Origin of the sequence: Brevundimonas vesicularis NBRC 12165 (assembly GCF_001592205.1) — a bacterium.
In the GTDB taxonomy this organism is placed as follows: Bacteria; Pseudomonadota; Alphaproteobacteria; order Caulobacterales; family Caulobacteraceae; genus Brevundimonas; species Brevundimonas vesicularis.
In genome coordinates, this window is the sequence record NZ_BCWM01000029.1 from 1 (window position 1) to 12,675 (window position 12,675).

Sequence of the window (12,675 nt, forward strand, 5' to 3'; positions counted from 1 at the left end):
TCACGTCAGCCATTATCGGATTAAGCACTCCCGCTTTCGCGCAATCAACTGATGAAGCCGTCAATGTGGGCGAGATCGTTGTTACTGGCTCGCGCATTCCCCAAGCCAATCTGCGCACCACCAGCCCTGTGACGCAGGTCACCGGCGAGGACATCCGCGTTCAGGGCGTCACGCGGGTCGAGGATTTGGTCAACCAGCTGCCCCAAGCGTTCGCCGCCCAGAACTCCACTGTCGCTAACGGCGCGTCAGGCACCGCAACCGTGGACTTGCGCGCGCTTGGTCCAGACCGGACGCTGGTTCTGATCGATGGCCGTCGTATGGGGTATGGTTCGCCCAATGATACCGCGGCTGACCTGAACCAAATCCCGGGCCAGCTCGTTGAGCGTGTAGAGGTGCTGACCGGCGGCGCTGCGGCCGTTTATGGTTCCGACGCGATCGCCGGCGTTGTCAACTTCATCATGAAGAAGGACTTCGAAGGGCTTCAGGTCGATGCTCAGTACGGCTTCTTCCAGCACCACAATGACTATGACGGCCCTGGAAACCTGCGTGATGTGATTCAAAGTCGCGCTGCTGGAAATCCCGCGCAGTTCCAACTTCCTGATGACGATGTGATGAACGGTTTCAGTCGCGAAGTCACAATCGCGATGGGCGTAAACGCGCCTGATGGGCGCGGTAATGTGACAGCGTTCGCTGGTTACAGAAAGAACAACAAGATTCTCGGCCGTGACCGTGCCTTTTCGTCTTGTTCCTTGGGAGGCGAAGCTGCTGGCAGCTTTACGTGTGGCGGATCATCGACAAATGCTACGGGTCGTTTCCTCTCGCTAGACAGTGGCGCCAACCTCACTGTCGCTGATGGTGGAGGTTTCCGGAACTACACTGCAAACGATGCCTATAATTTTGGACCGCTTAACTATTTCCAACGACCCGACGAGCGTTACACTCTGGGAGCTTTCGGTCGCTATCAAGTCAACGACAAGATCGAAGCCTTTGCGTCACTGAATTTTAGCGACTACAGTACGGTTGCACAGATCGCGCCGTCAGGCATTTTCTTCGGCGGCGGCACTTCGGCGAACGGCGGCTATAATATCAGCTGCTCCAATCCACTCCTGACGCCAGCGCAGGCTGCTCAGCTGGGATGCGCCCCTGGCGTCGGCTCTGTCGAAGTGTTGATCGGTCGTCGCAATGTCGAGGGGGGAGGGCGCCAGGATGACATCAGCTCTCAGAACTATCGCGGCGTGGTCGGTATTCGAGGCGATCTGAACGACGTTTGGAGCTATGATCTGGCTGCATCCTACTCGAAGGTCAGCCTTAGCCGAATCTATCGCAACGAGTTTTCGAACACCCGCATCGGTCGTGCGCTCGATGTCGCTATCGATCCCGCGACGGGTCAGGCGGCGTGCGTGTCTGCGATCGATCCCGATGGTCCGACCGGACCGCTGGCGCCCGTTGACGCGGCTTGCGTGCCGTACAACCTATACGCTCCGGGTGGAGTCACCCAAGCGGCTCTGAACTATATTCAGGTACCTGGTCTGCAGCGCGGCATCACCGAGCAGCAGGTAATCACCTTGGCGACCACGGGCGATCTGACGCAATATGTGCGCAGCCCGCTGGCGGAAGGTGGTCTTCAGGTTGCCTTCGGTGCCGAATATCGTCGTGACAAGCTGGTCGCCACCTCGGACCAAGCTTTTGAAACCGGAGACTTGGCCGGGCAAGGCGGGCCTACCCAAAGCGTCGCCGGTTCCGTTCAAGTCTACGACCTGTTCGGGGAATTCCGCATGCCGCTGATCGAAGGCCGCCCGTTTGCGGAGCAGGTCTCGATCAACGGTTCGTATCGCCACTCGACTTATGACAACTTCGACTCCGATGCTTATGGCTTTGGCGTGGATTGGGCTCCAATCAACGACGTCCGGTTCCGCGCCAGCTTGGCACGCACCACCCGCGCGCCTAACGTGATCGAGCTGTTCCGGCCAGAAGGCTTGAACCTCTATGATGCTGATGGCGATCCTTGCGGTCCGAACCCAACCGCAACGCTGGCCCAGTGTGTGGCGACGGGCGTTCCGGCTGGACAGTACGGTCTCGCTACTGATAGCGGCGGCTTGCTCGAAAGCCCTGCTGGCCAGTATAACTTCCTTCAAAGTGGCAACCCGGACCTCGCACCTGAGACGGCCGATACCTTTACGGTCGGAGCCGTTATCACACCGTCGTTCATTCCAGGTCTGAACGTTTCGATCGATTATTATGACATCGATCTTAAGGATCGGATCGACATCATTGATCCGCTGGTCACGCTGGACAACTGCTACGTCAACAACGAAGCGGCTGCCTGCTCGCGTATCGTTCGCAGCGATATCGGTACGCTTTGGACGACGGGCGGCTATATTGAAGCCTTCAACACCAATATTGGTGGCCTGAAGACATCTGGCATCGATATCAACGCCAACTACAGCATGGACTTGGATCGTGTCGGCTTGGAGGCTTACGGCAGCCTGGCCTTTAACATGGTCGGGTCGTGGCTCGACAAGCTTGAAACCGATCCGGGCGCCGGCGCTGCGGCTTACGACTGTGTCGGCAAGTTTGCTGGTGAATGCGGCACGCCCAAAAACGAATGGCGTCATCGCGCTCGCGTGACGTGGCAGATGCCTTGGAATGCCGATCTGTCCGCGACTTGGCGCTACTACGGCGAAGTCGATAACGTCGCCGGCGAAGGCCGCTTGGACAGCAAGTTCGATGCTCAGAACTACTTCGACCTGGCAGGCAGCATTCAACTGCGTGACAATCTGAAGCTTCGTGCAGGTATCAACAACATCTTGGACCGCGATCCTCCGCTGTCGTATTCGGTCGGCACCACAGGTAACAATAATACCTACCCGCAGACGTACGACGCTATGGGCCGCTTCATGTTCATCGGCATCACGGCTGATTTCTGAGTCTAAAATTAACAGAGAGCCGGGGCGGCAAACTTAAGGGTTTGCCGCCCTTCTTTTTTTGTCACAGAAAAACCGTTTCGTTCGGTGACAATTTGGCTGAACACAAAACCAAGTCGGGGAGACTCCCGCCCAAGGATGACTATGCTAAAAATCGCTGCCGTACTGGCTGCCACCGTCGTGATCACAAGTCTTTCGAATCAAGACCTTGCGCAAGCTCAAGATGGTCCGATCGTCACCGGAAGCCGGCCGACGGAAACTGCCGATGCGTTGAAGACGCGCGAAGCCATCGCCTATGCACGGCCGTTGCCGCGTGGCGCGCCGAGCGCCGACTATCCGCTGGTGGCGTGGTGCGATGCGCTGGTGACGGGCCATGCCGATCTGGGCGAGACGCTGACGTCGCGTGCGCCGGAGGATGTCGAGCTGGTGCGTCTGGGCCGTCTCGAAGCCCAGGATTTCCGTAGCGCCTTGGCGGCGGCCGCGCCGCGTCAGTCGGCGGCTTCGAAGGCCGAGGCCGAGCAGGCCGTCGCCGCGGTCAAGGCGCAGTGGGCCCCGCTGATGGCCAATCCCGATGCCGAAGCGCGCAGCCAGTCGTTCGGCCTGTTCTTCGGTCTGCCGGGCCGCTGCGAGCACGCCGCGCGCCGCCTGCGCGACAACATCAGCACGCCGCCCGCCACGCTTGAGAGCGTCGGCATCAACTGATCAGTTCGGCGTTTGTCCGATGACAGACGGCGGCTTGAGCCTGGCTCAAGCCGCCGTTTCGCGTTTGGCGGCGTAGGGGTCGTAGTTGAGGATGGGGGCCAGCCAGCGCTCAGCCGTGGCGACGTCCCAGCCCTTGCGGCGGGCGTAGTCTTCGACCTGGTCCAGATCGATCTTGCCGACGCCGAAATAGTGGCTTCCCGGATGGCCGAAGTAGAGGCCCGACACCGAGGCCGGCGGCGTCATGGCGTAGCTCTCGGTCAAGGCCATGCCGGCGTGGTCTTCGGCCTGTAGCAGGCGGAAGAGGGTGGCCTTTTCCGTGTGGTCGGGCTGGGCGGGATAGCCCGGGGCAGGGCGGATACCCTGGTATTGTTCGGCGATCAGCGCGTCGATGTCGGCCGTTTCGTCGGCGGCATAGCCCCACAGTGTGGTGCGGACCTCCTTGTGCAGCCGTTCGGCGAAGGCCTCGGCCAGACGGTCCGCCAGGGCGGTGGCGAGGATGGCGGAGTAGTCGTCGCCGACATCCTTGAACCGTTTGGCGATCTCCAACTCGCCGTGACCGGCGGTGACGGCGAAGGCGCCGATATAGTCGTCACCCGCATCGGCGATGAAGTCGGACAGAGCCAGGTTCGGCTTGCCGTTCGACTTCTTGATCTGCTGGCGCAGGGTGTGGAAGCGGGCGATCTCCGCGTCGCGGCCTTCGTCGGCGAAGACGATGACATCGTCGCCGTCGGCGCGGGCCGGCCAGAAGCCGACGACCCCTTTGGCCGTGAACCACTTCTCGTCGATGATCCGCTTCAGCATGACTTGTGCATCGGCGAACAGGTCGCGCGCGGCCTCGCCGACGATCTCGTCTTCCAGGATCAGCGGATAGCGGCCAATCAGCTCCCAACTGGCGAAGAAGGGCGTCCAGTCGATGTGGTCGGCCAGATCCTGCAAATCCCAGGCGTCGAACGCCTTCACGCCGAGGAAAGACGGCTTGCCGGGCAGGGGCTGGGCGGGGTCGATGTGGAAGCGGTTTTCGCGGGCCTGAGCCAGGGTGGCGCGCGCCTTCACTTCTTGACCGCGGGCGTATTGCTCGCGGATGCGGATGTATTCGTCGCGGGTGGCGGCCTCGTTCTTCGCGCGCTCGGTCTTGGATAGCAGGCCCGAAACGACGCTGACGGCGCGCGACGCATCGACGACGTAGGTGGTCGAGCCCCGGCGGTAGGCGGGCTCGATCTTGACCGCCGTATGGGTGCGGCTGGTGGTTGCGCCCCCGATCAGCAGGGGGATGTCGAAGCCCCGCCGCTCCATCTCGGCGCCGACGAAGACCATTTCATCCAGTGACGGCGTGATCAGGCCCGACAGGCCGATGATGTCGACATTGTGAGCCTTGGCTTCGTCCAGGATTCGGTCGGCCGGGACCATAACGCCCAGGTCGATGACCTCGTAGTTGTTACATTGCAGCACGACGCCGACGATGTTCTTGCCGATGTCGTGGACGTCGCCCTTGACGGTGGCCATCAGGATGCGGCCGGCCTGCTCGCGCGGCTTGCCGGCCTTCTCGGCCTCCATAAAGGGCTCCAGCCAGGCGACGGCCTGTTTCATCACGCGGGCGGACTTCACCACCTGCGGCAAGAACATCTTGCCCGAGCCGAACAGGTCGCCGACCACGTTCATCCCGTCCATCAGCGGGCCTTCGATGACGTGCAGCGGGCGCTCAGACGCCAGGCGCGCCTCTTCGGTGTCCGCCTCGATGAACTCGGTGATGCCGTTCACCAGGGCGTGTTCGATCCGCTTGCCGACCGGCTGTTCGCGCCATTTCAGATCGACGACGCGGGCCTGACCCTTCTCGCCCTTGTAGCGGGGCGCCATGTCGACCAGCCGCTCGGTGTTCGACACATTGGTCCGCTGTGGCCGGTTCAGGATCACATCCTCGACCGCCTCGCGCAGTTCGGCGTCGATGTCGTCATAGACGGGCAGGTCGCCGGCGTTGACGATGCCCATGTCCATGCCCGCCGCGATGGCGTGGTACAGGAAGACGCTGTGAATCGCGCGGCGCACCGGCTCGTTGCCGCGGAAGCTGAACGAGACGTTCGACACCCCGCCCGAGACGCGGGCGTAGGGGAGGGTGCGTTTGATCTCTCGCGTCGCCTCGATGAAATCGACGGCGTAGTTGTCGTGCTCCTCGATCCCTGTCGCCACGGCGAAGATGTTGGGGTCGAAGATGATGTCTTCAGGCGGGAAGCCGACCTCGTTGACCAAGATGTCATAGGCGCGGGTGCAAATCTCGATCTTGCGGGCGGCGGTGTCGGCCTGGCCGACCTCGTCGAAGGCCATGACGACGACAGCGGCGCCATATCGCAGGCATTTGATCGCATGATCGCGGAAGGCCTGTTCGCCCTCTTTCATGCTGATCGAGTTGACGATGGGCTTGCCCTGGACGCACTTCAGCCCTGCCTCGATCACCTCCCATTTGGAGCTGTCGATCATCACCGGCACGCGGGCGATGTCGGGCTCGGCGGCAATCAGGTTGAGGAAGGTCCGCATGGCGACGACGCCGTCCAGCAGCCCTTCATCCATGTTGACGTCGATGATCTGGGCGCCGGCCTCGACCTGTTGGCGGGCGACGTCCAGCGCGGCCGAATAGTCGCCCTCAACCACCAGCTTGCGGAATTTGGCCGAGCCGGTGACGTTGGTGCGTTCGCCGACGTTGATGAAGACAGGACGCACTTACGCTACCAATTCAAAAGGTTCGAGGCCGCTCAGGCGCAGGGCCACCGGTCGATCCGGGATGGCGCGCGCCTTCAGCGGCGCGACCTCTTCGGCGACGTGGCGAATGTGATCCGGCGTCGTGCCGCAGCAGCCGCCGACGATGTTGACCAGACCCGACGCGGCCCATTCCTCGATGAAGTGGGCGGTCTCATGCGGTTCCTCGTCGTACTGGCCCATGGCGTTGGGCAGGCCGGCGTTGGGATAGGCGGCGACCAGGGTGTCGGCGACGCGGCTCAGCTCGGCGATGAAGGGTCGCATCAGGTCGGCGCCCAGGGCGCAGTTGAAGCCGACGGCGAACGGCTTGGCGTGGCGTACGCTGTTCCAGAAGGCCTCGGCCGTCTGGCCCGACAAGGTGCGGCCCGAGCGGTCGGTGATGGTGCCGCTGATCCAGATGGGCAGGGCGTCTAGCCCCTCGTCTTCCAGATCCTTGATCGCCTTGATCGCGGCCTTGCAGTTCAGCGTGTCGGTGATGGTTTCGATCAGATAGAGATCGACGCCGCCCTCGTTCAGCGCCTTCACCTGATGGCGATAGGCCTCGTAGACCTGGTCGAAGGTCACGCTGCGGGCGCCGGGGTCGTTCACGTCAGACGACATCGACAGCATCTTGTTCAGCGGGCCGATGGAGCCGGCGGCGAACCGCGGCTTGTGCGGCTCCTTTTCCGTCCAATGGTCGGCGGCGGCGCGGGCCAGTTTGGCGCCTTCCAGATTGATGTCCCACACCGCCTGGGCGTCCAGGGCGTAGTCCTCCTGGGCGATGGTGGTGCCGGAGAAGGTGTTGGTTTCGCTGATGTCGGCGCCGGCGGCGAAATACTGGTCATGCAGGTCGGCGACGACATCGGGACGTGTGATGCAGAGGATGTCGTTGTTCCCCTTCATCTGGTGTTTCTCGTCATAGCCGTTGGCCGCGACGAAGCGGTCGGCGCGGAAGTCGGCCTCGTCCAGCCCGCGACGCTGGATCATGACGCCCCAACTGCCATCGAGGACCAGGATGCGTTCCTTGGCCGCCTGATGCAGGGCGGCGATGCGTTCCGCGCGGGTCATTGGGCTGCCGCCGTCTCGCGCACGCCCAGAACCCGACAGATCGCGTAGACCAGGTCGGCGCGGTTCAGAGTGTAGAAGTGGAAGTCCGAGAAGCCCTCTTCCTGTAGACGCGCGCAGGTCTCGGCGGCGACGGAAGCGGCCAGCAGTTTGCGGGTTTCGGGATCGTCGTCCAGTCCGTCGAAATGCGCCTTCAGCCAGTCGGGAATGCTGGCGCCGCACGCGCCGCACATCCGCTGAAGACCGGCGAAGTTGGACACCGGCATGACCCCGGGGATCAGGGGGATGGTGACGCCCGCAGCCCGCACCCGGTCGCGGAACCGCAGGAAGGCGTCGATGTCGAAGAAGAACTGGCTGACGGCGCGGCTTGCTCCGGCATCGACCTTGGCCTTCAGCACCTCGATGTCATGATCGATGGAGGGGCTTTCGGGATGGCGCTCGGGATAGGCGCCGACCGTGACGTCGAAACCGCCGATGCGGTTGATGGCGGCGGTCAGTTCCGTGGCGTTGGCATAGCCGTCGGCGCGCGGCTGATAGACGCCGCCGATGCCAGCCCCGCCAGGCGGATCGCCACGCAGAGCCACGATGTGATCGACCCCGATCGCCTTGTAGCCTTCGATGACCTCGTCGACCTCGTCACGGCTGGCCTCGACGCAGGTCAGGTGGGCGGCGGGGCGGAGCGAAGTTTCCGTGATGATGCGCTGGACTGTGCGGTGGGTCCGCTCGCGGGTCGAACCGCCGGCGCCGTAGGTGACGGAGACGAAGGCGGGGTTCAGCGGCTCCAGACGGCGGATCGCCTTCCAAAGATTGGCCTCGGCCTCATCGGTCTTGGGTGGAAAGAATTCGAACGAGACGCGCACGTCGTCACGGTTGGACCCGGCGCGGGCTACGGGGCCAAGCGGCGACAGCAGCAGGGCGCGAGCGTCGGCCAAATTGAGGGAGGCGGAGGAGGCCATCAGGCGGTCTTTCTGTCCTGGACGCGGCGTTCCGCCGTCCAGATGGTCACGGTCAGGCCCTCGGCGTCGTGGGGCAGGGCGATGGGGGCCGATGGCGTCAGGCCGCCGTCGACCAGCCAGCCGTTAATCTCGCTGTCAGCGAAGCCCAGGCGGCGATGCTGATGCGCCTCGCGCATATGTTCGAAGTCGTGCGGAGCGAAGTCGATGATGACCAGGCGGCCGCTCGGACTGACCAGGCGGGCGGCCTCGGCGACGGCGGCGGACGGATCGGACAGGTAGTGCAGCACCTGATGCACGATCACCAGATCGGCGCTGGCGGCGGGCAGACGGGTGGCGAAGATATCGCCGTGGCGCAGTTCGACCTGCTCCACACCCGCCTTGGTGACGTTGGTGCGGGCGATGTTCAGCATGTTCTGGCTGAGGTCCAGCCCGACCGACATCTTCGCCTTCTTGCCGAAAAGGGTCAGCATCCGGCCAGAACCCGTACCCAGATCGACGACGCGTTCGAAGGGGCCGGGCCCCACAGCCTTTTCCAGCGCCGCCTCGACGGCGCTTTCGCTGACGTAGAGCGAACGCAGGCGGTCCCACTGAGGCGCGACCTGTTCAAAATAGCTGGCGGCGGCTTCCTCTCGGTCCTTGCGGACCTCGTCCAGACGGCGATGATCGGCCTCGCCGGCGTCTTCGGCCAGGATGTCCAGCACCGTGTCGATCAACCGGCGCGCCTGGGCGTCATGCGACAGGCGGTAATAGACGCGGGCGCCGTCGGGAAAGCGTTCGATCAGACCGGCGTCGGTCATCAGCTTCAGATGGCGTGATACGCGCGGCTGGCTTTGGTCCAGAATGCGCGACATCTCCATGACCGACAGCTCTTCGCCCGCCAGCAGCGACAGAACGCGCAAACGGGTGGGTTCGCCGGCGGCGCGAAGGGCTTCGACAGTCTGATCTGCGGACAAACTCATATGCTCATATAAAGATATCCTTATATGATTTGGCAAGTGAAATCGGTTTCTTGGAAACGCGTCGACGGGAATGGTTCGTGCGTGCGTTAAAGCCCACAGACCCGTCTTGGAGTGATCTTATGCGTAGCCTGTTCATCGCCGCTCTTGCTGTCGCCGCCGCCAGTCCGGCGTTGGCCCAGAGCGACTTTCCCGAGACGCCCATGCCTCAAATGCCTGGGCCTGAAATGTCAGGGCGGCCTATGGGCGGACAGATGCGGCCGCCGGAGCGCGAAAACCTGGCCCAGATGCAGGCGCGCATGACCCAGATGTTCAACCGCCTAGACGCCAATGAAGACGGCGTGGTCGACGCCAGCGAACTGGCCAATGCACGCGGCGGTCGTATGCTGGCGCGCTTCGACGCCGATGCGGACGGGCGCATTACTCGCGAAGAGTTCGACGTGGGCCTCGCCGCCGCCTTCAAGGCGATGGACAAGAACGGCGACGGCGTGGTGACGGCGGACGAGCGGCCGCAGCGTCCCCGCTGAAGTCAGACGACGGGCGTCTTCAGCGGCTCGCCCGCGAAATGCGCCTGCAGATTTTCGATCAGCAGCATCAGCATGCCCTGCACCCCGGCGGTCGTGGCCCCTGCGGTGTGGGGCGTCAGAATGACATTGGGCACGTCGGCCCAGCGCGCTGGGTCCGTCGGCTCCTCGACGAAGACATCCAAGGCGGCCTGACCCAATATCCCTAACTTCAAGGCGGCGATCAGGGCGTCCTCGTCCACGACCTGACCGCGCGATACGTTGACCAGAAGGCCGTCGGGGCCAAGCGCCTCGATGATGTCCGGCGAGATCAGGCCGCGATTGGTCTCGTCCGCCTTGCAGGCGACGACGAGGATGTCGCTGGCCTTGGCGAGCGCCAGCAGGCTGTCGGCGCGTTGCCATTCGGCGTCCTGCGGCCGCGGCCCCCACCAACTGACCGCCATTCGGAAGGCCTCGGCGCGGTCGGCGACGGCCTTGCCGATGTGGCCCAAGCCGACGATGCCCAGCTTCTGGCCCGCGAGCGACGTTGTGATGGTGCGTGTCTCGAAGGTCCAGCCGCCGGCGCGGACCTGACGGTCGCCCGAGGCGATCTGGCGGCGTGCTGCCAGGATCAAGCCCAAGGCGTGATCGGCGACATCCTCGTGATTGACGCCGGGGGCGTGGGTGACGGGCAGGCCGCGCTGGCGGCACCAGTCGATGTCGATTCCGTCATAGCCAGAGGTGAAACAGGCGATCAGGTCGAGATTGGGCAGGCGTTCGATCAGCGCCTTGTCCAGCGGCGCCTCGCCGGCGACGACCATGACGCGGATGTCGTGGGCGGCCTCGATCGGCGGACCTTCCCAGAAGCGATAGACGTCATAGGCGCTCTCCAGAAATCCCGAGAGCGGCGCGAGATGCCGCTGCATGATGAGAACGGCGGGGCGTTGGGTCATGCAGCGGCTCCTCTTGTCGGGTCAGGCGATCAGCGGCCGAACTTCTGGTGCTGGATGCGCTTGGGAATGATGCTGTCGGCGCCCAGGCGACGCATCTTGTCCTGTTCGTAGGCTTCGAAGTTGCCCTCGAACCATTCCACATGGCCGTCGCCCTCGAAGGCGAGGATATGGGTGGCCAGACGGTCAAGGAACCAGCGGTCGTGGGAGATGACCACGGCGCAGCCCGCGAACTCTTCCAGAGCCTCTTCGAGGTTCTGAAGGGTCTCAATGTCCAGGTCGTTGGTCGGTTCGTCGAGCAGGATCAGATTGCCGCCCGAGGCCAGGGTCTTGGCCAGGTGGACGCGGTTGCGCTCACCGCCGGAAAGCTGGCCGACCTTCTTCTGCTGGTCGCCGCCCTTGAAGTTGAAGCTGCCGACATAGGCGCGGGTGTTGATCTCGCGCTTGCCGACCATCATCACGTCTGTGCCGCCCGAGATGGCCTGCCAGATGGTCTCGTCGGGCTTCAGGTCGTCGCGCGACTGATCGACATAGGCCAGTTTGACGGTTTCACCGACCTTGATCGTGCCGCCGTCGGGCTGTTCCTGGCCGGTGATCAGCTTGAACATGGTCGACTTGCCGGCGCCGTTCGGGCCGATGACGCCGACGATGCCGTTGGGCGGCAGTTTGAAGGTCAGGTTGTCGAACAGCGTCTTGTCGCCGTAGGTCTTTTGCAGACCTTCGACTTCCAGAACGACGTTGCCGAGGCGCGGCCCGGGCGGGATTTGGATGTGAGCGTGCGTCTGGGCGCCGCGCATCGATTCCTGTTCCTCGACCATCCGCTCGTAAGCGGCCAGACGCGCCTTGGACTTGGCCTGACGGGCCTTGGCGCCCGAACGCACCCATTCCAGTTCGCGGGTGAGGGCGCGCTGGCGGGCTTCGGATTCCGACTGCTCCTGCACGACGCGCTTGGTCTTGGCTTCCAGCCACGAGGAATAGTTGCCCTCGTGCGGGTGGCCCTTGCCACGATCGAGCTCCAGCGTCCACTTGGTGACGAGGTCCAGGAAATAGCGGTCATGGGTCACCAGGATGACGCAGCCGGGGAAGTTTTCCAGGTGGTGCTGCAGCCAAGCGACGGATTCGGCGTCCAGGTGGTTGGTCGGTTCGTCGAGCAGCAGCATGTCGGGCTTGGACAGCAGCAGGCGGGCCAAGGCCACGCGGCGCTTTTCACCGCCGGATAGGTTGGTGACTTCCCAGTCGTCGGGCGGGCAGCGCAGGGCGCCCATGGCCTGGTCGATGCGGCTGTCGATGTCCCAGACGTCGCCGGCGTCGATCTTCTCCTGAAGGGAGGTCATCTCCTCCATCAGTTCGTCGGTGTAGTTTTCGCCCAGTTCGGCGGCGACTTCGTTGAAGCGGTTGACCCACTGCTTCTCTTCGCACCAGGCCTCGACGTTCTGGCGCACGTTCAGGGCCGGATCGAGCTGGGGCTCCTGTTCCAGATAGCCGCGCTTGATGCCGTCGGCGGCGCGGGCCTCGCCGTTGAACTCGTTGTCCAGGCCGGCCATGATTTTCAGCAGGGTGGACTTACCCGAGCCGTTGACGCCGACGACGCCGATCTTGGCGTCGTTGTAGAAGCTGAGCCAGATGTTCTCGAAGATCTTGCGGCCGCCGGGGAAGGTCTTGGTCAGACCCTGCATCTGGAAAATATATTGCTGCGCCATGAGGTGCGGTGCGCCCTTCGGGTTCGTCTGAATGGGGAGTTGCGCCGGATGTAGCGATCCTGCGCGCGAAGGGCAAATATGGCGGGCAGGCGTCTTCGCCCTCGCGCGATCGCAGCGAAGTCTGGAGGGCTGGGCGGAGCGCCGGGCCTTCGCCCGGAGTGTGATTAGAGACTACCGTTTCGACGAAGGGTA

9 protein-coding genes are annotated in these 12,675 nt (G+C 63.5%); 3 read left to right on the forward strand and 6 right to left on the reverse strand.

Annotated elements, in window-relative coordinates:
* Positions 1–65: 65 nt before the first annotated feature.
* Positions 66–2,927 (forward strand): TonB-dependent receptor domain-containing protein, encoded by a 2,862-nt coding sequence (locus BVE01S_RS16105; RefSeq protein ID WP_218015943.1) that lies wholly within the window; start codon positions 66–68, stop codon positions 2,925–2,927.
* A gap of 267 nt (positions 2,928–3,194) precedes the next feature.
* The gene (locus tag BVE01S_RS16110; protein WP_240612083.1) at positions 3,195–3,626 is read left to right on the forward strand and encodes a hypothetical protein; all 432 of its coding nucleotides are present in this window, start codon (positions 3,195–3,197) and stop codon (positions 3,624–3,626) included.
* Between the two features lie 45 nt (positions 3,627–3,671).
* Here the strand turns inward: BVE01S_RS16110 and metH are convergent, their stop codons facing one another.
* From metH to BVE01S_RS16130, 4 genes are read right to left on the reverse strand one after another with little or no spacing between them, the layout of a single operon-like run.
* Entirely contained in the window at positions 3,672–6,338 is a 2,667-nt protein-coding gene (metH, locus tag BVE01S_RS16115) for a methionine synthase (protein ID WP_066629816.1), read from the reverse strand.
* The gene (locus BVE01S_RS16120; protein ID WP_066629823.1) at positions 6,339–7,421 is read right to left on the reverse strand and encodes a homocysteine S-methyltransferase family protein; all 1,083 of its coding nucleotides are present in this window, start codon (positions 7,419–7,421) and stop codon (positions 6,339–6,341) included. It abuts the gene before it with no gap.
* Entirely contained in the window at positions 7,418–8,374 is a 957-nt protein-coding gene (gene metF, locus BVE01S_RS16125; RefSeq protein WP_066629831.1) for a methylenetetrahydrofolate reductase [NAD(P)H], read from the reverse strand. Before metF ends, BVE01S_RS16120 begins: the two co-directional genes overlap by 4 nt.
* Positions 8,374–9,333, reverse strand: a complete 960-nt coding sequence (locus BVE01S_RS16130; protein ID WP_066629834.1) for an ArsR/SmtB family transcription factor — start codon at positions 9,331–9,333, stop codon at positions 8,374–8,376. Before BVE01S_RS16130 ends, metF begins: the two co-directional genes overlap by 1 nt.
* 119 nt (positions 9,334–9,452) lie before the next feature.
* On the opposite strand from BVE01S_RS16130, the gene BVE01S_RS16135 reads away from it, so the two are divergent.
* Complete coding sequence (locus tag BVE01S_RS16135; protein WP_084375478.1) at positions 9,453–9,857, forward strand: EF-hand domain-containing protein; 405 nt, start codon at positions 9,453–9,455, stop codon at positions 9,855–9,857.
* 2 nt (positions 9,858–9,859) lie between these two features.
* Here BVE01S_RS16135 and BVE01S_RS16140 read toward each other — a convergent pair whose 3' ends face one another.
* Together BVE01S_RS16140 and ettA are read right to left on the reverse strand one after the other, a co-directional pair.
* Positions 9,860–10,786 (reverse strand): 2-hydroxyacid dehydrogenase, encoded by a 927-nt coding sequence (locus BVE01S_RS16140; RefSeq protein ID WP_066629837.1) that lies wholly within the window; start codon positions 10,784–10,786, stop codon positions 9,860–9,862.
* Positions 10,787–10,815: 29 nt separating this feature from the next.
* Positions 10,816–12,483 carry an energy-dependent translational throttle protein EttA gene (gene ettA, locus BVE01S_RS16145; protein ID WP_055755177.1) on the reverse strand — a complete coding sequence of 556 codons (1,668 nt, stop codon included), beginning with the start codon at positions 12,481–12,483 and terminating at the stop codon, positions 10,816–10,818.
* Positions 12,484–12,675 lie beyond the last annotated feature (192 nt).